Genomic DNA, 21,129 nt, shown 5'->3' with positions numbered 1-21,129 from the left:
GTCCCTCCGGCTGGATAGGGTGGAGCCAACTTTCCTGACCGGCTGTGGACCCTGGAGCGGACCATGAACGTTGTGACCCCGAGCGGCGGCGACAGCGTGGCGGACCGTTCCTGGCCCGGCCTCCTGAACCCCCTCCTGCGCGGCGAGAACCTCAGCTCCGAGGAGACCGCGTGGGCCATGGACCGCATCATGAGCGGCGAGGCCACCGACGCCCAGATCGCCGGGTTCGCCGTCGCGCTGCGGGCCAAGGGCGAGACCGTCGACGAGGTCACCGGCCTGGTCCGCGCGATGTACACCCACGCCAACACCATCCACGTGCCGGGCCGCACCGTCGACATCGTCGGCACCGGCGGCGACCTCGCCAGGACGGTCAACATCTCGACCATGTCCGCGATCGTCATCGCCGGCACCGGTGCGAAGGTCGTCAAGCACGGCAACCGGGCCGCTTCCTCCGCGAGCGGCTCCTCCGACGTGCTGGAGAAGCTCGGCGTCAACCTGGAGTTGACCCCGCGGCGGGTGGTCGAGGTCGCCGAAGCGGCGGGCATCACCTTCTGCTTCGCCGTGAAGTTCCACCCCGCCCTGCGGTACGCCGCCAAGGCCCGCAAGGAACTCGGCGCGCAGACCACGTTCAACATCCTGGGCCCCCTCACCAACCCGGCCCAGGTCCGCGCCCAGGCGGTCGGCGTCGCCGACGCCCGGATGGCGCCCATCGTCGCGGGTGTGCTGGCCGACCGGGGCAACTCGTCCCTGGTCTTCCGCGGTGACGACGGCCTCGACGAGCTGACCACCACCGCGACCTCCCGGGTCTGGGTGGTGCGCGACGGCGTGGTCCGCGAGGAGCCCTTCGACCCGCGCGACGTCGGGCTGCCCATCGTCCCCGTCGAGGCGCTGCGCGGCGCCGACGCCTCGTACAACGCCGATGTGGCCCGCCGCCTGCTGGACGGCGAGGGCGGCGCGGTACGGGAGGCGGTGCTGCTCAACTCGGCGGCGGCCCTGGTGGCCCTGGACCCGGGCCCCGGCACGCTGACCGAACAGCTCGCGGCGAAGATCCTCGTCGCGGCCGAGGCCATCGACTCCGGAGCCGCCAAGCGGGCCCTGGAGCGCTGGGTGGCGGCCAGCAACGCCTGACGCGCCGCGGAGAAGCCTCCGGGGCACACGGTGTGACGCGGGGCGCGGTCCGGATGCCGGACCGCGCCCTTGCGCGTGTGCGCACATATGGCAAGATGCTGCGCAGGTCATGAGTGACAGCGACTACGGCCCCGGCCCGCTGTCCGGCAACCCTCCGTCCGTGGCGGGGTGCCCCGGGTGAAGACCAGGCCGCAGGCAGCGAGGTCTGCGGCAAGCGCGGGCCCCTCGGCATCCAGCGGATGCCAGCCCCCGGGGTCCTGGTCCCTAGGGAGCCTTCTGTGAGCAAGCGAATGCGCTAGGGCTGAACGCCCTCCTTCCGCGCATCCTTTTTTCTTCCCCCTGCGCTGCCGCGTACTGCCGGCGCACGGATTTCGCCTGCCTGTTACGGGAGTTCGCCATGTCTGTCCCCACCGCTGCCCTCGACCCGTCGGTTTGTGCCCCGTTGCCCGTTCTGGGGCAGAACGTCACCGTCCCGCTCGTCACCGGTGGTGAGGTCACCTACGCCGCGCTCGACTACGCCGCCAGCGCCCCGGCCCTCCAGCGGGTCTGGGACGACGTCGCGGCGTACGCCCCGTACTACGGCAGCGTCCACCGCGGCGCCGGCTACCTCTCCCAGCTCTCCACCGACCTCTTCGAGAACAGCCGCCGCACGGTCGCGGAGTTCCTCGGCTGCCGCGCGGAGGACCAGGTGGTCTTCACCCGCTCCACGACCGACTCCCTCAACCTGCTGGCCTCCGCGCTCCCCGCCGACTGCCAGGTCTTCGTGTACGAGACCGAGCACCACGCGTCCCTGCTGCCCTGGCGCGACGCCCGGGTCACCTACCTCGACGCGCCCCGCACCCCGGCCCAGGCCGTCGAGACCCTGGAGCGCGCGCTCGCCGACCGCGACCCCTACGGCCCCGCCCTCGTCTGCGTCACCGGCGCGTCCAACGTGACCGGCGAGCTGTGGCCGGTACGGGAACTGGCCGCCGCCGCCCACGCGCACGGCGCCCGCATCGTGCTCGACGCCGCCCAGCTGGCCCCGCACCACCCCGTGGACATCGCCGAACTGGACGTCGACTGGGTCGCGTTCTCCGGCCACAAGCTGTACGCGCCCTTCGGCTCCGGGGTCCTGGCCGGCCGCGCCGACTGGCTCCGGGCGGCGGAGCCGTACCTCGCCGGCGGCGGCGCGTCCCGCACGGTCGCCCGGCGCGCCGACGGCGGCGTGGACGTCGACTGGCACACCACGGCCGCCCGTCACGAGGCCGGTTCGCCCAATGTCATCGGCGTCTACTCCATCGCCTCCGCCTGCAAGGCCCTGACGGAAGCGGGCTTCGAGGGCCTGGTCGCCCGGGAGCAGGAGCTGGTGAGCCGGGTCCGCGAGGGGCTCGCCGAGGTGCCCGAGGTGCGGGTGCTCTCCCTGTTCGGCGACGACGCCCCCCGGGTCGGCGTCATCTCCTTCGTGGTGCGCGGCTGGAACAGCTCGCACTTCGCCGCCGCCCTCTCCGCCGAGTACGGCATCGGCGTGCGCGACGGCCTCTTCTGCGCCCACCCGCTGGTGCGCACCCTGCTCGGCAGCGACCCGCAGGACCCGGGCGAGTGCGGCGCGCCGGAGGCCGAGCCGGGTGAAAGCTCGCTCAACGCGATCCGCGTCAGCTTCGGCGCCGGTACGCCCGACGAGCACATCGACCGTTTCCTGCGCGCGGTCTCCGAGCTGGTCCGCGAGGGCGCCCGGTGGAGCTACCGGACCGAGGACGGCCGCTGCGTCCCGGACCGGGGCGAAGCCGCCCGGCTCTGAGACACGTCCTGATGAAACGCCTCGGCCGGGGACAGGCCCGCTGCCTGTCCCCGGCCGAGGCGCGTCGCCGGTGGCGCCCGCGCCTACACGTCGAGGCCGATGGAGAAGGCCGCTTCCAGGTCGTGCTGGGAGTACGTACGGAACGCCACGTGGGTGTCGGTGCCCTCGACGCCCGGGATCTTGCTGATCCGGCCGGGGATGACGTCGGCGAGGTCGTCGTGCCTGGCGACACGGACCATGGCGATCAGGTCGTGGGTGCCGGTGACGGAGAAGACCTCGCTGACGCTGTCCAGCGCGGCGATGGCCTCGGCGATCTCCGGAATCCGGTCCACGCTGGTCTTGATGAGCACGATCGCGGTGATCACGGCTGGCTGTCTCCCTCGGTGGCCGTGGCTGGAACCTTCACTCTAGCCGTACGCCCATAACGTCCCCAGGCGTAGAGGAACCCGGCCGCGAAGCCCGCCACATGCGCCAGATACGCCACCCCGGGGCCGCTGCCCGCCCCCTGCGCCGCCGCCCACTGGAGCCCGAACCAGAAGGCCAGCACGATCCAGGCGGGGAAGCGCAGCGGCAGGAAGAAGAGAAACGGGAACAGGCTGGTCACCCGGGTCCTGGGGAACAGGTACAGGAACGCCCCGAGCACCGCGGAGATCGCCCCCGACGCCCCGACCAGCGTCTGCTCGGAGTCCGCGTGCGCCGCCGCGTAGCAGGCCAGGGCCACATAGCCGCAGCCCACGTAGAACAGGGCGAACCGCACCCGGCCCATGCGCTCCTCGGCCATCGCGCCGAACACGTACAGGAACAACAGGTTCCCCAGCAGGTGCAGCCAGCTGCCGTGCACGAACAGCGCCGTGAACGGTGTGATCAGCGCGTGCGCCGACCCCTCCCACAGGTCGGCGGGGATCACCCCCCACCGCTCGAAGTACCCCGCCTGCGCGGCGAGCAGCGCGTCCTCGCTCCGATGGGCGGCACCGCCGAACCCGGACAGCGGGCTGATCAGGAAGATCACGCCGCAGGCGCCGATCAGTCCGTAGGTGACCGGGGCGCCGCTCGACAGCGCCGCGTCCCGGATCCTTCCGGCCGTGGTCCGCCAGTCGGCCTGCCGCCACTCGATCATGGACAGAGCATGACGTACCGGTGGGGAAGCGGGAGGGAGCGCCTCGCCGTGCCGGTGCCCGTACGCGAGGCCGTAGGGTTACGCCAGGACTTCCGCAGTTCGACGGCGCACCGCGAGATCCTTGACGTAGACAGGCGGAGTCGCGGCGGCGCGCCCGGCGCGGGCTCCTGGAGACGACGAAAGAGGACGCAACGATGACGACGGTTCCCCTGCCGACGGACGGGACGCGCTGGCGCTGCACGCTGTGCGGCAATCTCACGCGCTTCGATGTGACCCGCTCCTCCAAGGTCGTGGAGTACGTGCACCTCGACCTGGCCGGTGAGTCGAGTGTCGAGGAGCGGGAGGTCGTCAGTGAGACCATCGAGTCGGTCCGCTGTCGTTGGTGCAACGCGGTGGACCAGATCGAACTGGTGGACAGGCCGGGTGCCGCTTCCTGAGAGGGAGCGCACCCATCACACATCTATGGGGTGACGGACGGTGGATCAGCCGACCAGCGGCGCCGGACCGGCCGATGAGGCCGACGGCGGTGCAGAGGCGCTCGGCCGTCCGCTGCCCGAGGGTGTGCGACGGCGGGTCGTCGCGCTGGTCTCGGACGCCTTCGGCGGGCTGACCGTCGCCGAACTGCCCGCCCAGCTACGGCAGTACGCCCGGTTCACGCCGACCCGGCGAGCGAAGTTCGCGGGGAACGCGATGGCCGCCGCGCTGGAGAGCGACGCCGTCTTCCGGCAGCGCATCGGTGAGCGGCTCGGCCAGTCCCAGCCCGAGCTGACCGGCGCGCTGGAAGCCGGCTCGCCGCCCGCCGCCGCCGATCCCCTCGACGTGGCCGCCGCCGCCTACGTGCTGCGCCCGGTGGGCTGGGTCAAGCTGGTCGAATCGGCCGGCGAGGAGGTCCAGCGCGCCGACGCGGAACGGGCCGACGAGGAGACCCGTCGGGAACGGGACCATCTGCGCGAGGAGCTGGAGCGGGCCCGTGCCCACACCCGCGCCGAGACCGAGCGGCTGCGCACCGAGCTGGATGCGGCCCGCAAGGAGACCGAGTCGCTGCATCGCAAGCTGCGCAGCGCCCTGAGCGAGGTGAAGCGCGGCGAGGCCGCCCTGCGCCGCGGCGCCGCCGAGGCCGAGGCCGTACGCGCCGAGTCGGCCGCCCAGCTCTCCGCCGCGGAGAGCGAGTCGCGCCGGCTCAAGGGGCGGCTGGGGGAGGCCGAGGCGGCCCTGGAGGCGAGCCGCCGGGCCGCCCGGGAGGGCCGATCGGTGGAGGACATGCGGCTGCGGCTGCTCCTGGACACCGTGCTGGACGCGGCCTCGGGGCTGCGGCGGGAGCTGGCGCTCCCCCCGGCGACGACGCATCCCGCCGACACCGTGGACGCGGTGGAGCCCGGCCGGATGTCCCCCAAGGACATTGCCGCCAGGGCCCTTTCCGAGACCGACCCGGCGCTGCTCGACCAACTGCTGGCGCTGCCGCAGGCCCACCTCATCGTGGACGGCTACAACGTCACCAAGACCGGCTATCCCCAGATGCCGCTGGAGAAGCAGCGGTTGCGGCTGCTGGGCGGGCTCTCGGTGCTCGCGGCGCAGACCGGCGCCGAGATGACCTGTGTCTTCGACGGGGCCGAACTGGCAGCCCCGGTGCTGCTGGCCCCGCCCCGGGGCGTACGGGTGCTGTTCAGCAAGGCCGGGGTCACGGCGGACGAGCTGATCCGTCAACTGGCCCGCGCGGAACCGCCGGGGCGGCCCGTGGTGGTCGTCTCCACCGACCGGGAGGTGGCGGACGGCGTGGCCAAGGCCGGCGCGCGACCGGTCGCGTCCGTCTTGCTCCTCAAACGCCTTTCGCGCGTCTAGCGGAATATGCTCGACATGTGTGGCATGCCGGTTTTCTGGGAACGTACCGTCAAGTCGCCGCTACACGCGGTGGGGTGAGAGTAAAGAAGTGCCTGGTGTGACGAGAAAAATCCTGTGAGGATTTGAACTGATCACAGGATGGTCACTAGGGTCAGGCCTCGAACCTTCGCACGGTTGATCACCCACTGGGGGTGACGGCGAAGGAACCGCCGAGTCCGTCATGTGCACGGAGCCGGGGATTCTTTCCCCCACAGCCCGGTAGGCGGCTCTGAGGAAGAAGGAGCTCGCCTTCGTGGCGTCCCACCGTCGTCCCAAGCAGCCGAGCCGCACCCGCGTGACCGTGCTCACCGCGACCGCCGCCGCGGCCGTGGCCCTGACCTCCCAGGCCGCCCACGCCGACCCCAAGCCGAGCAAGAGCGAAGTCAAGGCGAAGGTCGACAAGCTCTACCACGAGGCCGAGGCGGCCACCGAGAAGTACAACGGGGCCAAGGAGCGACAGGACAACCTGAAGAAGGAAGTCGACGCGCTCCAGGACAAGGTCGCCCGCGGCCAGGCCGAGCTCAACACGCTGCGCACCGAACTCGGTTCGATCGCCACCGCGCAGTACCGCTCCGGCGGCATCGACCCCTCCGTGGCCCTCTTCCTCGCCTCGGACCCGGACAGCTTCCTCGACCAGGCCTCCGCGCTCGACCAGCTGACGGTCAAGCAGACGGAGTCGCTGCAGAAGATCCAAGCCAAGCAGCGCACCCTCGCCCAGCAGCGCCAGGAAGCCCAGGGCAAGCTCGGCGACCTCGCCGACGTCCGCAAGGCGCTCGGCGAGAACAAGAAGAAGTACCAGGGCAAACTGGCCGACGCCCAGCAGCTGCTGAACACGCTGACCCAGGCCGAGCGCGCCAAGATGAAGAAGGACGAGCAGCGCGCCAGCCGCGCCGCCGGCGACCGGGTCGCACTCGGCAACGAGGCCCCCGCGTCCGGCCGCGGAGCCGCCGCCCTGGCCGCGGCCGCCACGCAGATCGGCAAGCCGTACGTCTCCGGCGGCACGGGCCCCTCCTCCTACGACTGCTCCGGACTGACCCAGTGGGCCTTCGCCCAGGCCGGCGTCTCCATCACCCGGACCACGTTCACCCAGCACAACGACGGCACGAAGATCGGCCGCAGCCAGCTCAAGCCGGGCGACCTGGTCTTCTTCAACAACCTGGCGCACGTCGGCTTCTACGCCGGCAACAACCAGATCCTGCACGCCCCGAAGCCGGGCACCGTCGTCCGCTACGAGTCGATGGACTACATGGGCACCTTCCAGTTCGGCGTCCGCATCTGACGTCACGGCCCGCCCGCGGCACGCCCGAACGAGGGAATCGCCGCGCACCACACTGACGCCCCCGCCCCGCCGGAGACCAAGGTCACCGGCGGGGCGGGGGCGTTGGACCCTTCCGCCACCACCGGCGCGGTCTTTTGCCGGTGCGTAGTCGCGCGATTACTGTCTGGCTGCCGCGCAGCTCCCGGACTCCGTCCGCCCGACCCGGGCGGCAGGGGCTGCGCACGACCGCGTCAGCGGAAGGGAGTGCGGCTACCCGTGGTGTCCCATCGCCGTTCCACACCGTCCGGCTTCACCAGAGGCGTCCGGGTCACGGTCGTCTCGGCGGCCGCCGCCACCGCGGCCGCGACGCTGACCGGGGCCCCGGCGAGCGCCGACCCGAAGGAGACCCGGGAGAGCGCCAAGGCAGCCGTCGACCGCCTCTACGGGGAGGCCGAGCGGGCCACCGAGCGCTTCAACGAGGCGGGGGAGCGCGTGGACCGGCTGCGCGGTGAGGCGGGCCGCGCCCAGGACGCCACGGCCCGGGGCCAGGAACGCGTCAACCGGATGCGCGACGCCCTCGGCGCGATGGCGGGCGCGCAGTACCGCACCGGCGTCATCGACCCGGCGCTCGCCCTGCTGCTCTCCGCCGACCCGGACACCTACCTGGAGCGGGCCGCCGCCCTCGACCGGGCCGGCGCCCGCCAGGCGATGATCCTGGACAAGCTGCGGCACGCCCAGCGGGGGCTCGCCCGGACCCGCGCGGAGACCACCCGCGCCCTCACCGAGCTGGAGCGCGGCCGGGCCGCCGCCACCCGCCACAAACGCGCCGTCGAGTCCAAGCTCCGCGAGGCCCGCCGGCTGCTCGACTCGCTGCCGCCGGAGGAACGCGCCACCTTCGACCGGGTCTCCCGCTCCGGCCGCCAGGGACCGCCCGAGCTGTCCGGCGTCGCCCCCGGCTCGGCCCGCGCGATGTCCGCCGTGGCAGCCGCCCACCAGGCGCTCGGGAGACCCTACGTCTGGGGCGCCAACGGGCCCTCCGGATTCGACTGTTCCGGACTCATGCAGTGGGCCTACGCCCAGGCCGGGGTGAGCCTGCCCCGCACCTCCCAGGCCCAGCGCTACGCGGGCCGCATGGTGCCCCTCTCCCAGGCGCTCCCCGGTGACCTGGTCGCCTACCGCGCGGACGCCAGCCACATCGGCATGTACGTCGGCAACGGACAGGTCATCCACGCCCCTTACCCCGGCGCCCCGGTCCGCTACGATCCGGTCGGCATGATGCCCGTCTCCTCGGTGACCCGGATCTGACCGTACGATCGGCAGGGTGGCCGTACGAGGACGTGACGCGCGAGGGGGACGCCCCCGGGGACGACGGCGTGCGGCGGGCACGCTGCTCGCCGCGCTCCTGACCGCGTCCGCCTGCACGGCCCCCGCCGACGCCGACACCTTCCTCACCACCGACGCCCTCGACACCACCCTGGAGCGCCGCGCGGCGGCCGTCCTCGCCCACGACCCGGCGGGCTACCTCGACCCCCTCGCCCCGGACGCCGCGAAGCTCCGGGCCGCCCAGCGCACCGAGCTGGACCGGCTCGCCGACGTGCCCCTGAAGTCCTGGACGTACGACGTCAAGGGCATCACCCGGCAGGACGGGCGGTGGGCCACCGCCGACGTGGAGCTGCGCTACCGCATCGACGGGTACGACACCGCCCCGGTCGCCACCCGCCGTGTCCTGGAGCTGATGCGCGACGGCGAGCGCTGGTACATCACCGCCGACCGGCCCGCCAAGGGCGCCTCCGGGCAGCTGTGGCAGCAGGGGGACGTCGAGGTCGTCGAGGGCGAGCACAGCATCGTCCTGGGCGTCGGCCGGCCCGAGAGCGAGCTGCGCCAGGTCGCCGACACCGTGGACCTCGCCGTGCCGGCCGTCTCGGACGCCTGGCCGAAGCCCTGGGCCCGCCGGGTGGTCGTCCTCGTGCCGGAGTCCGTCGAGGACATGGCGGGGCTGCTGGGCTCGCCGGAGACCAGCTACCGGGGCATCGCCGCCGTCACCACCGGTGAGGTCGGCGGCACCGGCAAGCGCCCGGCCCTCGCCGACCGGGTCGTCGTCAACCCGCAGGCGTACGCCACCCTGGGCAGTTTCGGGCAGCGGATCGTCCTGACCCATGAGACGACCCATGTCGCCACCCGGACCAGCACCTCCACCGCCACCCCGGTCTGGCTCTCCGAGGGCTTCGCCGACTGGACTGCCTACCGGGGCGAGGACCGCGCCGCCGACACCATCGCCCCCGAGCTGGCGGAGGCCGTCCGCACCGGCCGGACCCCGGCCGGGCTCCCCGCCGACCCGGACTTCGGCTTCGACGGCGACCCCGCGAAGCTGGCGGCGGCCTACGAGGGCGGCTGGCTGGCCTGCGAGCTGATCGCGGAACGGTGGGGCAAGGAGAAGCTGATCGCCTTCTACGAGGCCGTCGGCGCGCACTCCGGGCGCGAGGGGGCGGTGGAGCAGGGGCTGAAAGCCGTGCTCGACACCACCGCCGAGCAGTTCACCGCCGACTGGCGCGACTACCTCGCCACCCGGCTCGGCTGACCCCCGCCCGGGAGAAGAGCGACCTCGGCACGCGGCCTCCCCGACACCGTCGACCGCCATAGCCGCCGCGCCGCGATCAGCGAGGCCGCCACCAGCAGCCCGTTCCGTACGAGGAGGAGCGTCACGCCCCACGCGTCGCTCGCCACCACATGGCCGAAGCCGATCGGGAACTCCAGCAGCGTCACCCCGGCCGCCGCCAGCACCAGCACGGCCGGCAGGGTCATCGCGGCCCCCCGGAACACCAGGCACACCGCCGCGAGCCCGACCAGCCACACCACGTACTGCGGGCTGATCACCCGGCTGGTGACCGTGAACAGCAGCACCGCCGTGAACGCCGCCTCGGCTGGGGTGTGCGCGGCGAACGCCCGGGCCCGCAGCCGCCACACCAGGAGCCAGCCCAGCGCCAGGACGGCGAGCCCCAACGCCAGCGTCGACACCAGCTCCACGTGCGGGCCGAGGAACTCCAGCGAGCCGTAGCGCAGCTCCACCCGCCCCTCCCAGCTGAACCGCCGCGCCACGTGGAAGACCAGCGCTCCCAGGGACTCGACCTCGGTGCCCCGGTCCCGCTGGAAGGCCAGGAACGCGAAGGCCCCCGGCATCCACAGCGCGAACGCCGCCGCGAGCCCCGCCGCCGTCAGCGCCGCCGACGCCCACGCGGCCCGCGTCGGGCGCCCCTTGCGCACCCCGGCGAGCAGCAGCGCGGGCCACCCCTTCAGCAGCGCCCCGCAGGCCGCCAGCGCCCCCAGCGCACGGGGCCGGCGCACCCCCGCCAGCAGCGCGGCCACCGCGACCGCCGTCACCATCAGGTCGTAGCGGGCGTACACCGTCGGCCCCAGCAGCGGCACCCCCGCGATCCACACCCAGGCACCCGCCGCCCTTATGCCGGGCCGCCGGGCCGCGTACAGCAGCAGCCCCAGGACCAGGGCGTCGCAGACCAGCACCAGCACGAAGAACGCGGTCGCGTACTCCAGGAACGGCAGCAGGGCGGGGGACAGGACCGCCAGCGCCGCCCCGGGCGGGTACTGCCAGGTGACGTCGTCCAGCGGATACGTTCCGGCGAGCAGCACCTCGTACCAGCCCCGGTAGATCACCGACACGTCCACCGTGACGTCCGGGCCCGGCACGGTGACCACCTTGAACACGCAGGCCAGCAGCCATGCCCGGGTCAGCGCCCACAGCGCGTACGGCCACGGCCCGGCGCCGCTGGGCCCTCGTCCCGCCACAGCCGTCATCCGCCGCCTCTTCGTCGCTCGTGTCCGGCCGGGTCCCCGGCGGCTCATGATGCCGCCGGGAGAGCGCGTCAGCGGGGAAGCGCGGCCGTTCGGTACTGTCGGCGACGATGGACAAGACCTTGATCGTGACCAACGACTTCCCGCCCCGCCCCGGTGGCATCCAGGCGTTCCTGCACAACATGGCGCTGCGCCTGGATCCCGACCGGGTCGTCGTCTACGCCTCCACCTGGAAGCGCGGCGAGGAGGGCGCGGCGGCCACCGCCGCCTTCGACGCCGAGCAGCCGTTCACCGTGGTCCGCGACCGGACGACGATGCTCCTGCCGACCCCGCGCGTCACCCGCCGGGCCACCGCCCTGCTGCGGGAGCACGGCTGCGCCTCCGTCTGGTTCGGCGCCGCCGCCCCGCTCGGCCTGATGGCCCCGGCGCTGCGCCGCGCGGGGGCCCGGCGGCTCGTCGCCACCACCCACGGCCACGAGGCCGGCTGGGCGCAACTGCCCGCCTCCCGCCAGCTGCTGCGCCGGATCGGCGATGCCACGGACACGATCACCTATCTCGGTGAGTACACCCGCTCCCGGATCGCCGGGGCCCTCACCCCCGAGGCCGCCGGGCGCATGGTCCAACTGCCGCCCGGCGTCGACGAGGGGACCTTCCACCCGGCGTCCGGCGGGGACCGGGTCCGGGCCCGCCTCGGGCTCTCGGACCGCCCGGTGGTCGTCTGCGTATCGCGCCTGGTGCCGCGCAAGGGCCAGGACACGCTGATCCTGGCCATGCCCGCGATCCTCGCGCGGATCCCGGACGCGGTGCTGCTGATCGTCGGCGGCGGCCCGTACGCCAGGGACCTGGAGCGGCTCGCGGCGGAGACCGGGGTGCGGGACTCGGTGCGCTTCACCGGACCGGTGCCCTGGGCCGATCTGCCCGCGCACTACGGGGCCGGGGACGTCTTCGCCATGCCCTGCCGCACCCGGCGGGGCGGCCTCGACGTGGAGGGCCTCGGGATCGTCTACCTGGAGGCGTCCGCGACCGGGCTGCCCGTGGTGGCCGGCGACTCGGGCGGCGCCCCGGACGCGGTGCTCGACGGCGAGACCGGCTGGGTGGTGCGCGGCGGCAGCGCCGAGGAGTCGGCGGACCGGATCGTGACGCTGCTCGGGGACCCGGAGCTACGGCAGCGGATGGGGGAGCGGGGCCGGGCCTGGGTCGAGGAGAAGTGGCGCTGGGACCTGCTGGCGGAGAAGCTCAGGACCCTGCTGTGAACGTGCCGCATGCCGAGGGGGCCCGCACCGGGAATCGGTGCGGGCCCCCTCCACGTGACAGCGCTCAGGTGCGGTAGATCGACTCCACCTCGTCCGCGAACTCCTTCGCCACCACGTTCCGCTTCAGCTTCAGCGACGGCGTGATGTGGCCCGCCTCCTCGGTGAACTGGGCGGGCAGGACACGGAACTTGCGCACCGACTCGGCCTTGGACACGGCCGCGTTGCCGTCGTCCACCGCCCGCTGCACCTCGGCCAGCAGCTCCGGGTCCTCGCGCAGCGACAGGGCCGTCGAGCCGGCCGGTTTGCCGTTCTCCTCGGCCCAGCGGCTCAGGAACTCCTCGTCCAGCGTGACGAGCGCGCCGACGAACGGACGGCCGTCGCCGACCACCATGCACTCCGCGACCAGGGCGTGCGCGCGGATGCGGTCCTCGATCACCGCCGGGGCGACGTTCTTGCCGCCCGCCGTCACGATGATCTCCTTCTTGCGGCCGGTGATCGCGAGGTAGCCGTCCTCGTCGAGCGTGCCGATGTCCCCGGTGTGGAACCAGCCGTCGGCCAGCGCCTCGGCCGAGGCCGACTCGTTGTTCCAGTAGCCGGAGAACAGGTGCTCGCCGTGCAGCAGCACCTCGCCGTCGTCCGCGATCCGCACGACCGAACCGGGCAGCGGCTGGCCGACCGTGCCGATCTTCTGCCGGTCCCACGGGTTGAACGCGGTCGCCGCACACGTCTCGGTCAGGCCGTAGCCCTCCAGGACCGTGAAGCCGATGCCCCGGTAGAAGTGGCCGAGCCGCTCGCCCAGCGGAGCGCCGCCGGAGATCGCGTGCTCGCCCCGGCCGCCGAGCACCGCGCGCAGCTTCCCGAAGACCAGCTTGTCGAAGAGCTTGTGCTTGAGCCGCAGCCCCAGCGAGGGGCCCCCCGGGGTGCTCAGCGCCCGGCTGTAGGCGATCGCCGTGTCGGCGGCCCGGTCGAAGATCTTGCCCTTGCCGTCCGCCTGCGCCTTGGCGCGGGCCGCGTTGTAGACCTTCTCGAAGACCCGGGGCACGCCCAGGATCAGCGTCGGCCGGAACGAGGCCAGCTCTTCGGTGAGGTTCTTGATGTCGGGGACGCAGCCGAGCTTGATCGGGGCCATCACCGACGCCACCTCGACCAGCCGGCCGAAGACGTGCGCGGCGGGCAGGAACAGCAGCACCGAGCACTCGCCCGTACGGAAGAGGGGCTTCAGTCGCTCCACCACGTTGCCGCACTCCGCGAAGAAGCTGCGGTGGGTGAGCACACAGCCCTTGGGGCGGCCCGTGGTGCCCGAGGTGTAGACGATGGTGGCCGGGTCGTCCGCCTTGGCGCTGCGCGTGCGCAGGTCCATGGTCTCGTCCGAGACCTCGGCCCCGGCCTTGCCCAGTGCCTCCACCGCGCCCGCGTCGATCTGCCAGAGATGCGCGAGATCCGGCAGCGCGTCCCGTACGGAGGCCACGGACGCGGCGTGCGCGTCGCTCTCCACGAGCACCGCCACCGCCCCCGAGTCACCGAGGATCCACTGCACCTGCTCGGCGGAGCTGGTCTCGTACACCGGCACGGTCACCGCGCCCGCGCTCCAGATCGCGAAGTCCAGCAGCACCCACTCGAACCGGGTGCGTGACATCAGGGCGACCCGGTCACCGGGCTGCACACCCGAGGCGATCAGGCCTTTGGCGGCGGCTCTCACCTCGGCCAGGAACTCCGTGGCACTGACGTCCGTCCAGACGCCGGCCACCTTGCGGCTCATCACCGCGACTTCGGGATGCTGAGCGGCATTGCGGCGGATGAGATCCGTCAGGTTGCCGTCCGTCGGGACCTCGTACAGGGCCGGAAGGCTGAACTCGCGCAAGACTGCTGCTCCTCATCGGGCTCCGGTGCCACGGCTCTGTGTGACGCACCGGCTGCGGTCCAAGAGTGGCGGGTGCTCAGTGGGGTGAGCACGACTGGACTGCCCGGACGTTACCCACCGGTACTCGGTTCCGGATAGGGGGTTCCGGCCAGATGTCTTATGCATCACACATATAAATGGCCCTTTCGCGCACAGTAGTCCACTGCCGTCCCGACGGGGAAGTAACCGCAGGTCCGGGCGGTCTACCCGCGACGGAAGCGGCGCCCTAGGGTGATCCCATGCGAGGCAGCGAACCGGACAGCCGGGTCCCGGCCGGGGGACCGACCCGGATCCACGTGGTCAGCGACGTGCACGGCAACACCGAGGCCCTGGCCCGCGCCGGGGACGGCGCCGACGCCCTGATCTGCCTCGGTGACCTGGTGCTCTTCCTCGACTACGCCGACCACGCGCGCGGCATCTTCCCCGATCTGTTCGGCAAGGAGAACGCCGACCGCATCGTCGCCCTGCGCACCGCCCGCCGCTACGAGGAGGCCCGCGCCTTCGGCCGCGAGCTGTGGGCGGGCCGCGACCGCAACGCCGAGATCCTCGGCGCGGTGCGCAAGCAGTACGCCGAACTCTTCGCGGCCTTCCCCACCCCGACGTACGCCACCTACGGCAACGTCGACGTCCCCGGCCTCTGGCCCGAGTACGCCCGCCCCGGCACCACCGTGCTCGACGGCGAACGCGTCGAGATCGGCGGCCGGGTCTTCGGCTTCGTCGGCGGCGGCCTCAGAACCCCGATGAACACCCCGTACGAGATCAGCGACGAGGAGTACGCCGCCAAGGTCGAGGCGCTCGGTCCGGTCGACGTCCTCTGCTCGCACATCCCGCCCGACGTCCCCGAGCTGACGTACGACACCGTCGCCCGCCGCTTCGAGCGCGGCAGCGGCGCCCTGCTGGAGGCGATCCGCTCCACCCGCCCCCGATACGCGCTTTTCGGCCATGTTCACCAGCCGTTGGTCCGCAGGATGCGGATCGGGACCACCGAGTGCGTCAACGTCGGCCACTTCGCCTCCACCGGAACACCCTGGGCGCTGAGCTGGTGACCGGGGGCGGCCGGGGCGTGCGCCGGAGCGTCCCGGGCACGCGATAGCCTGCACAGCGGCAGGCACCTGCCGAACGCGACCGGTTACACCGCACTGGAGGGCCACGGCGATGGCTGAACACACCAGCTCGAGCATCACGATCGAGGCGGCACCGGCCGACGTCATGGGCGTGATCGCCGACTTCGCCCGCTACCCGGAGTGGACCGGCGAGGTCAAGGAGGCCGAGGTCCTCTCCACCGACGACCAGGGCCGCGCCGAGCAGGTCCGCCTCGTCCTGGACGCCGGAGCGATCAAGGACGACCACGTCCTCTCCTACACCTGGACCGGCGCGAACGAGGTCAGTTGGAGCCTCGTCAAGTCCCAGATGCTGCGCTCCCTGGACGGCACCTACGCGCTCGCCCCGCTCGGCGGCGGCGAGCGCACCGAGGTCACCTACCGGCTCGCCGTCGACGTCAAGATCCCGCTGCTCGGCATGATCAAGCGCAAGGCCGAGAAGGTCATCATCGACCGCGCCCTCGCCGGTCTGAAGAAGCGCGTCGAGTCCGCACCGGGGAACTGAGGGCCGTGCGTACGGTCCTGGTCACCGGCACCGGCGGCGCGGGCCGCACCACCGTCGCCGCCGCCACCGCGCTGGCCGCCGCCGCGAACGGCGGCCGCACGCTGCTGGTCTCCGCCGAGGCCGTGCCCGGCTTCCCCGCCGCCCCGGAACCGACCCGGGCCGCCGACAACCTCGACCACGCCCGCATCGACTCCGGCGAGCACTTCCGCGCCGAACTCACCGAGCTCCAGAAGCGCGCCTCCGGCGTCCTGGACCTGCTGGGCGCGGGCCGGCTCGACGGCGAGGAGCTCACCGAACTCCCCGGCTCCCCGCAGCTCGCCCTGCTGCACACCCTGCGCCGGGCCGCCGAGGGCGACTGGGCCGGCTACGACACCCTCGTCGTCGACCTCCCGCCGCTCACCGAAGCCCTGGCCCTGCTCGCCCTGCCCGGACAGCTGCGCCGCTACCTGCGCCGGCTCCTCCCCGCCGAACGCCAGGCCGCCCGTGCCCTGCGCCCGGTCCTCGCCCAGCTCGCCGGGGTCCCCATGCCCGCGCAGTGGCTGTACGAGGCCGCCGCCCGCAAGGACGCCGAGCTGGCCGCCGTCCAGGCCCTGATCGAGGACGGGGCCACCACACTCCGCCTGGTCGCCGAGCCGGGCCCCGCCGCCGAGGACGCCCTGCGCGCCGCCCGCACCGGCCTCGCCCTGCACGGACTCCGCGCCGACCTGCTGGTCGCCTCCCGCGTGCTGCCCCGGCACTCGCCCGACCCCTGGTTCGCCGCGCTCGCCGCCCAGCAGGAGAAGTGCCTGGACCACTGGCACCAGGACCTGGCCCCGGACCTTCCCGTGCACGAGGCCGCCCACCTGGGCCGCGACCCGCAGGGCCCGGACGACCTGGCCGCGCTGGAGATACCCGCCCCCGACGACCGGACGCCCGGCCGGGCCGGCGAACCCTGGTGGACCGAGGAGGACCCGGACGCCGAGGACGGGTCCCTCACCCTCACCTGGTGCCTGCCGCTGCCCGGGGCCGCCAAGGAGGACCTGCGCCTGGTCCGCCGGGGCGACGAACTGCTCCTGACCGTCGGCCCCTTCCACCGGATCGTGCGGATCGCCTCCGCGCTGCGCCGCTGCACCGTCTCCGGCGCGGCCCTGGCGAACGGGGTGCTGCGGGTGCGGTTCACGCCGGATCCGGCCCTGTGGCCGCGCACCTCCTGAACCGCCCGCGGCCATTCGGGTAACGTCGGTGGTACGTGGTACGTGTACCGCAGGCCGACCGTCGGCCGCCCCGCGTCGCAGGAGTCCGCCATGAGTGAAGCCACCGATCGTCCCGTCGACGGCGACGCGTGGGCCGACGCCTGCGCCGAGGACCTCGCGGCCGAGAAGGCCCGCCGCCGGGCCCAGTACGGGCCCCAGCCCGGATCCGCCGCCGAGGAACTGCGCAAACTGGTCGACGCGGTCGCCGACAAGGTCTCCTCGCTCCAGGCCCCGCTGCTGGGCGTCGCCGCCCAGGGCGCGGTCCAGCAGGCCATCCGGCAGGCGAAGGCCGCCGTCGATCCGGTCATCGAACGCAACCCGCAGCTCTTCGACCACCTCGCCGCCGCGGGCAGCGAGCTGCTGGCCGCCTACCGCTCCGCGGTCGAGGGCCAGGAGAGCCGCTGGACCCGCACCACCGAGGGCGCGTCGGGCACCACGACCCCCGCGGACCCCTCGAAGAAGGCCGCCGACGACCCGTCCGACCCCCGGGACGAAGGGCCCTCCGGGCCCGAACGCATCGACCTGGACTGAACGGACGACCGGCCGTTTCCGGCCGGACACATCGGCCGGGACCCACCGGCCCCGGCCGGGCCGGGCCACGCCCTCGGGTACGGTTGCCCCTAGCGGGGCTCGACCGAAACTGAGGGATTCATGGGACTCACCATCGGCGTCGATATCGGCGGCACGAAGATCGCGGCTGGAGTGGTCGACGAAGAGGGCCGGATCCTCTCGACGTTCAAGGTGGCGACCCCGCCGACGGCCGAAGGCATCGTCGACGCGATCTGCGCGGCGGTGGCCGGGGCGAGCGAGGGACACGAGGTGGAGGCCGTCGGCATCGGCGCCGCCGGTTACGTCGACGACAAGCGCGCCACCGTGCTCTTCGCACCGAACATCAACTGGCGTCACGAGCCGCTCAAGGACAAGGTCGAGCAGCGCGTCGGCCTGCCCGTCGTCGTCGAGAACGACGCCAACGCCGCGGCCTGGGGCGAGTATCGCTTCGGGGCCGGCCAGGGGCACGACGACGTCATCTGCATCACGCTCGGCACCGGCCTCGGCGGCGGCATCATCATCGGCAACAAGCTGCGGCGCGGACGCTTCGGCGTGGCCGCCGAGTTCGGCCACATCCGGGTCGTCCCGGACGGTCTGCTCTGCGGCTGCGGCAGCCAGGGCTGCTGGGAGCAGTACGCCTCCGGCCGCGCCCTCGTCCGGTACGCGAAGCAGCGCGCCAACGCCACCCCCGAGAACGCCGCCGTACTGCTCGGCCTCGGCGACGGCTCGGTGGACGGCATCGAGGGCAAGCACATCAGCGAGGCCGCCCGCCAGGGCGACCCGGTGGCCACCGACTCGTTCCGCGAGCTGGCCCGCTGGGCCGGCGCCGGACTGGCGGACCTCGCCTCGCTGTTCGACCCGTCCGCCTTCATCGTCGGCGGCGGCGTGTCGGACGAGGGCGAGCTCGTCCTCGACCCGATCCGCAAGTCGTTCCGGCGCTGGCTGATCGGCGGCGAATGGCGCCCGCACGCCCAGGTGCTGGCCGCCCAACTCGGCGGCAAGGCAGGGCTCGTGGGAGCGGCCGACCTGGCCCGCCAGGGCTGAGAACGGCTTCGTACGACCTGCCGGACGCCCGTCGTCGCCCTCCGGGGCCGCGGCGGGCGTCCGTCGTATCGTGGCCCGCATGGTCCTGACGCCACTGCCCGACTCCCGTACCGAGCCGGACGGTTCAGCCGTCATCAGAGTGCTGAGCTACAACGTCCGGTCGATGCACGACGACACCGCCGCGCTGGCCCGGGTCATCCGCGCCTGCGCGCCCGACCTGGTCCTCGTCCAGGAGGCCCCGCGCTTCTTCCGCTGGCGCAAGGCCGCGGCCAGGCTCGCGAAGAGCAGCGGCCTGGTGGTGCTGAGCGGCGGGGCCACCGCCGCCGGACCGCTGCTGCTGTGCTCGCTGCGGGTGGCCGTCGAGCGCACCGAGGACATCCTGCTGCCGCTCACCCCCGGCCTGCACCGCAGGGGCTTCGCCACCGCCGTGGTGCGGATCGCCGGGACCGGGCTCGGCGTGCTGAGCTGCCATCTGAGCCTTCGGCGCGACGAACGCCTCGCCCAGGCAGACCTGCTGCTGGAACGGCTGGCCGCGATGGGCGTGGAGCACGCCGTGGCGGGCGGCGACCTCAACGACGTACCGACCGGGGAGGCGTTCCGGCGCCTGGCCGGGCCCCTCCAGGACTGCCGGGCCGTCGCTCCGTGGGGCGGCGAGCTGACGTTCCCGCCCGACGAGCCCCGTAAGCGCATCGACGCCGTCTTCGCGACCCCGGGCATCGAGGTGCTCGGCTGCGGTGTCCCGACCGGTCTGGACGGTGTGAGCGGGGAAGACCTGAGGGCGGCCACGGACCATCTGCCGGTCCTGGCCGCCCTCAGAATCCCCGCGGGGTGACGCCCGGGGGGCTGTCGTCGTGCGCCCGCCGGGGATGACGGGACAGCCCTCAGACGACCGCGCCGCGCCCCGGGTCGCCGTAGGTGTCGTCATCGTCGTCGTGCGGCATCCGGGCCACCAGGGTGGCGAAGCCGCCGAGGAAGCCGCCGACGCAGAGCGTGGTGAGCCACCACGTCATCTCCCACTGGAACAGCACCGCGACGAGCATCAGGACCGGCCCGCCGATCACCGCGAGCCACGCGAACTTCGCCGTGACGTCCGCCTCCGGCAGCGGGGGCGGCTCCGGGGGCACGAAATGGCCCTCGTCCCCGTCGTCCGGCTCGCCGACGCCGTCGTCCTTGGACTCGGGCAGCTCGTAGTCACGGGGACCGGCGACGCCGGGCGCGAACACCACGGAGCTGCCGAGCGGCTTCTTCTCCGGCGGCTTCGGGGGCGTCTTGCCGGACCCCTTGTCCGCCGGACCACCGGCGGGGCCGTCCTTCGGCCCCACCACGTTGCGCTGATCGTCCTCCAGCAGGGCCAGGTCCTCGACGGACTTGAACGGCTTGGCGCCCGGCGGGTCCGGCGGCTCCTCCCCGTACCCCTCGACGATCGCGGCCCATGCCGCGTCCTCGTCGACCGTCCGCTCCTGCTCCGCTCCCTCGGTCCCCTCCGGCCGCGCCCCCTCGGGCCTCGTCCCCTCCGGGACGGCCGCCGACTCCGTGGGGCGCGGTTCGCGCTCCTCGTCGCTGCCTGTGCGTTCCGCGTCGTGCTCAGCCACCGGACGTGCTCCCCTTCATCCCGACGTTCGGTGCGAGACGGCCGATGAACCGGTAGCTCTCATCGAAGATCCGCTCCGCATCATGGTCCAACGTCGCCACGTGGTAGCTCTGTTCCAGCAGGATCTCCGAGACGTCCCGGGAGGAGATCCGGCTCAGGATCCGCGCGCTGTCCGCGGGCGGCACGACATGGTCCTGCGGGCTGTGCAGCAGGACCACCGGCTGGGTCACCTGGGGCAGCTCCCCGTCGACCAGGCGGAAGAACTTCCGCACCGAGTGCGCGGCGTGCAGCGGCACCCTGTCGTAGCCGACCTCGTGCGACCCCGGGAGCGCGATGTCGTCGGCCAGGCCCTTGGTCGTCCGCACCAGATGACGGGCCACCGGCAGCGCGTACGCGGAGAGGCCGTGCACCTTGTTGGCCGGATTGACCAGCACCAGACCGCTGATCGCGTCCCCGTGCTTGGCCGCGAGCCGCAGGCTCAGCGCGCCGCCCATGGACAGACCGAAGACGAAGACCCGCTCACACTTCCGCCGGAGGACCCGCAGCTCCCGGTCCACCTCCGCGTACCAGTCCTGCCAGCCGGTGACCGCCATGTCCTCCCAGCGGGTGCCGTGGCCGGGCAGCAGCGGCAGCGAGACCGTCAGCCCGCGCTCGGCGAGGTAGTCCGCCCAGGGGCGCAGCGACTGCGGCGATCCGGTGAAGCCATGACAGAGGAGGACGCCGACCTCTCCGCCCTCGTGGCGGAACGGCTCGGCTCCGGGGAGGACCGGCACCAGGGTCTCCTGTTCGTGGAACGGGGCGGGCGGGCATCCGGGGGAGTGCTTGACGGATGACTTCACCGTACGCGACCGGACCGACACCGACCAGGGCCGTCACGCCCCCCGGAACCGCTCCGCACGGCCCGCCGGGGAGAGCCCGGCTTCCCGTGCCGGGCAGAGGCCGCGACGACCTCACAGGCTAAGGTCTCAACCACAGCACACAGGAGGCACA

20 protein-coding genes and 1 riboswitch are annotated in these 21,129 nt (G+C 73.1%); of the genes, 14 read left to right on the top strand and 6 right to left on the bottom strand.

Annotated features, from left to right (window positions below; all coding sequences use genetic code 11):
• Window positions 1-63: 63 nt before the first annotated feature.
• Entirely contained in the window at window positions 64-1,128 is a 1,065-nt protein-coding gene (trpD, locus tag PSQ21_RS07610) for an anthranilate phosphoribosyltransferase (RefSeq protein ID WP_274029650.1), read from the top strand.
• 105 nt (window positions 1,129-1,233) lie between these two features.
• A riboswitch (SAM riboswitch) is annotated at window positions 1,234-1,351 on the top strand.
• 174 nt (window positions 1,352-1,525) lie between these two features.
• A complete protein-coding gene (locus tag PSQ21_RS07605; RefSeq protein ID WP_274029649.1) occupies window positions 1,526-2,905 on the top strand; it encodes an aminotransferase class V-fold PLP-dependent enzyme in 1,380 nt (459 codons plus the stop codon).
• Window positions 2,906-2,988: 83 nt separating this feature from the next.
• Here PSQ21_RS07605 and PSQ21_RS07600 read toward each other — a convergent pair whose 3' ends face one another.
• Together PSQ21_RS07600 and PSQ21_RS07595 are read right to left on the bottom strand one after the other, a co-directional pair.
• Window positions 2,989-3,270, bottom strand: coding sequence for an Lrp/AsnC family transcriptional regulator (locus PSQ21_RS07600; RefSeq protein ID WP_274029648.1), 282 nt, complete (start codon window positions 3,268-3,270; stop codon window positions 2,989-2,991).
• A complete protein-coding gene (locus PSQ21_RS07595) occupies window positions 3,267-4,022 on the bottom strand; it encodes a rhomboid family intramembrane serine protease (protein WP_274029647.1) in 756 nt (251 codons plus the stop codon). The genes PSQ21_RS07600 and PSQ21_RS07595 overlap by 4 nt, the downstream gene beginning before the upstream one ends.
• A gap of 194 nt (window positions 4,023-4,216) precedes the next feature.
• On the opposite strand from PSQ21_RS07595, the gene PSQ21_RS07590 reads away from it, so the two are divergent.
• The 5 genes from PSQ21_RS07590 (at window position 4,217) to PSQ21_RS07570 (ending at window position 9,736) form a co-directional block, all read left to right on the top strand.
• Entirely contained in the window at window positions 4,217-4,459 is a 243-nt protein-coding gene (locus PSQ21_RS07590) for a hypothetical protein (protein ID WP_015608051.1), read from the top strand.
• A gap of 40 nt (window positions 4,460-4,499) precedes the next feature.
• Window positions 4,500-5,861 carry an NYN domain-containing protein gene (locus PSQ21_RS07585; protein WP_274029646.1) on the top strand — a complete coding sequence of 454 codons (1,362 nt, stop codon included), beginning with the start codon at window positions 4,500-4,502 and terminating at the stop codon, window positions 5,859-5,861.
• Between the two features lie 292 nt (window positions 5,862-6,153).
• Complete coding sequence (locus tag PSQ21_RS07580; RefSeq protein ID WP_274029645.1) at window positions 6,154-7,179, top strand: C40 family peptidase; 1,026 nt, start codon at window positions 6,154-6,156, stop codon at window positions 7,177-7,179.
• A gap of 255 nt (window positions 7,180-7,434) precedes the next feature.
• Window positions 7,435-8,463, top strand: coding sequence for a C40 family peptidase (locus PSQ21_RS07575; protein ID WP_274029644.1), 1,029 nt, complete (start codon window positions 7,435-7,437; stop codon window positions 8,461-8,463).
• Between the two features lie 16 nt (window positions 8,464-8,479).
• Window positions 8,480-9,736 (top strand): hypothetical protein, encoded by a 1,257-nt coding sequence (locus PSQ21_RS07570; protein WP_274029643.1) that lies wholly within the window; start codon window positions 8,480-8,482, stop codon window positions 9,734-9,736.
• Here the strand turns inward: PSQ21_RS07570 and PSQ21_RS07565 are convergent.
• Window positions 9,712-10,968 carry a glycosyltransferase 87 family protein gene (locus PSQ21_RS07565; RefSeq protein ID WP_274029642.1) on the bottom strand — a complete coding sequence of 419 codons (1,257 nt, stop codon included), beginning with the start codon at window positions 10,966-10,968 and terminating at the stop codon, window positions 9,712-9,714. The genes PSQ21_RS07570 and PSQ21_RS07565 overlap by 25 nt on opposite strands.
• Before the next feature lie 107 nt (window positions 10,969-11,075).
• On the opposite strand from PSQ21_RS07565, the gene PSQ21_RS07560 reads away from it, so the two are divergent.
• Window positions 11,076-12,218 (top strand): glycosyltransferase family 4 protein, encoded by a 1,143-nt coding sequence (locus tag PSQ21_RS07560; protein WP_274029641.1) that lies wholly within the window; start codon window positions 11,076-11,078, stop codon window positions 12,216-12,218.
• Between the two features lie 64 nt (window positions 12,219-12,282).
• Here the strand turns inward: PSQ21_RS07560 and PSQ21_RS07555 are convergent, their stop codons facing one another.
• Window positions 12,283-14,079 carry an AMP-dependent synthetase/ligase gene (locus tag PSQ21_RS07555; RefSeq protein WP_274029640.1) on the bottom strand — a complete coding sequence of 599 codons (1,797 nt, stop codon included), beginning with the start codon at window positions 14,077-14,079 and terminating at the stop codon, window positions 12,283-12,285.
• A 278-nt stretch (window positions 14,080-14,357) separates the two neighbouring features.
• On the opposite strand from PSQ21_RS07555, the gene PSQ21_RS07550 reads away from it, so the two are divergent.
• The 6 genes from PSQ21_RS07550 (at window position 14,358) to PSQ21_RS07525 (ending at window position 19,380) form a co-directional block, all read left to right on the top strand.
• On the top strand, window positions 14,358-15,164 hold the full coding sequence (locus PSQ21_RS07550; RefSeq protein ID WP_274029639.1) for a metallophosphoesterase family protein: 807 nt from the start codon (window positions 14,358-14,360) through the stop codon (window positions 15,162-15,164).
• 109 nt (window positions 15,165-15,273) lie between these two features.
• Window positions 15,274-15,723, top strand: a complete 450-nt coding sequence (locus PSQ21_RS07545) for an SRPBCC family protein (protein ID WP_274029638.1) — start codon at window positions 15,274-15,276, stop codon at window positions 15,721-15,723.
• 5 nt (window positions 15,724-15,728) lie between these two features.
• Entirely contained in the window at window positions 15,729-16,916 is a 1,188-nt protein-coding gene (locus PSQ21_RS07540) for an ArsA family ATPase (RefSeq protein ID WP_274029637.1), read from the top strand.
• Window positions 16,917-17,006: 90 nt separating this feature from the next.
• Window positions 17,007-17,486, top strand: a complete 480-nt coding sequence (locus PSQ21_RS07535; protein WP_274029636.1) for a DUF5304 domain-containing protein — start codon at window positions 17,007-17,009, stop codon at window positions 17,484-17,486.
• 120 nt (window positions 17,487-17,606) lie between these two features.
• A complete protein-coding gene (locus tag PSQ21_RS07530; protein WP_274029635.1) occupies window positions 17,607-18,548 on the top strand; it encodes an ROK family glucokinase in 942 nt (313 codons plus the stop codon).
• Window positions 18,549-18,627: 79 nt separating this feature from the next.
• Entirely contained in the window at window positions 18,628-19,380 is a 753-nt protein-coding gene (locus tag PSQ21_RS07525) for an endonuclease/exonuclease/phosphatase family protein (RefSeq protein ID WP_274029634.1), read from the top strand.
• A 49-nt stretch (window positions 19,381-19,429) separates the two neighbouring features.
• Here the strand turns inward: PSQ21_RS07525 and PSQ21_RS07520 are convergent, their stop codons facing one another.
• Both PSQ21_RS07520 and PSQ21_RS07515 read right to left on the bottom strand, forming a co-directional pair.
• A complete protein-coding gene (locus tag PSQ21_RS07520; RefSeq protein WP_274029633.1) occupies window positions 19,430-20,140 on the bottom strand; it encodes a hypothetical protein in 711 nt (236 codons plus the stop codon).
• Entirely contained in the window at window positions 20,133-20,912 is a 780-nt protein-coding gene (locus PSQ21_RS07515; RefSeq protein ID WP_274035668.1) for an alpha/beta hydrolase, read from the bottom strand. Before PSQ21_RS07515 ends, PSQ21_RS07520 begins: the two co-directional genes overlap by 8 nt.
• Between the last annotated feature and the right edge of the window lie 217 nt (window positions 20,913-21,129).

This window comes from Streptomyces sp. MMBL 11-1 (assembly GCF_028622875.1).
Taxonomy (GTDB): Bacteria; Actinomycetota; Actinomycetes; order Streptomycetales; family Streptomycetaceae; genus Streptomyces.
The sequence above is the reverse complement of the archived record's forward strand: the minus strand, read 5'-3'. Positions and strand labels throughout refer to the sequence as shown.

What these genes read in the sequence shown, in the direction of transcription:
- trpD (WP_274029650.1), top strand. Translation starts at nt 64, where the DNA reads ATGAACGTTGTGACCCCGAGCGGCGGCGACAGCGTGGCGGACCGTTCC.
- PSQ21_RS07605 (WP_274029649.1), top strand. Translation starts at nt 1,526, where the DNA reads ATGTCTGTCCCCACCGCTGCCCTCGACCCGTCGGTTTGTGCCCCGTTG.
- PSQ21_RS07595 (WP_274029647.1), bottom strand. Translation starts at nt 4,022, where the DNA reads ATGATCGAGTGGCGGCAGGCCGACTGGCGGACCACGGCCGGAAGGATC.
- PSQ21_RS07590 (WP_015608051.1), top strand. Translation starts at nt 4,217, where the DNA reads ATGACGACGGTTCCCCTGCCGACGGACGGGACGCGCTGGCGCTGCACG.
- PSQ21_RS07565 (WP_274029642.1), bottom strand. Translation starts at nt 10,968, where the DNA reads ATGACGGCTGTGGCGGGACGAGGGCCCAGCGGCGCCGGGCCGTGGCCG.
- PSQ21_RS07560 (WP_274029641.1), top strand. Translation starts at nt 11,076, where the DNA reads ATGGACAAGACCTTGATCGTGACCAACGACTTCCCGCCCCGCCCCGGT.
- PSQ21_RS07550 (WP_274029639.1), top strand. Translation starts at nt 14,358, where the DNA reads ATGCGAGGCAGCGAACCGGACAGCCGGGTCCCGGCCGGGGGACCGACC.
- PSQ21_RS07545 (WP_274029638.1), top strand. Translation starts at nt 15,274, where the DNA reads ATGGCTGAACACACCAGCTCGAGCATCACGATCGAGGCGGCACCGGCC.
- PSQ21_RS07535 (WP_274029636.1), top strand. Translation starts at nt 17,007, where the DNA reads ATGAGTGAAGCCACCGATCGTCCCGTCGACGGCGACGCGTGGGCCGAC.
- PSQ21_RS07530 (WP_274029635.1), top strand. Translation starts at nt 17,607, where the DNA reads ATGGGACTCACCATCGGCGTCGATATCGGCGGCACGAAGATCGCGGCT.
- PSQ21_RS07525 (WP_274029634.1), top strand. Translation starts at nt 18,628, where the DNA reads ATGGTCCTGACGCCACTGCCCGACTCCCGTACCGAGCCGGACGGTTCA.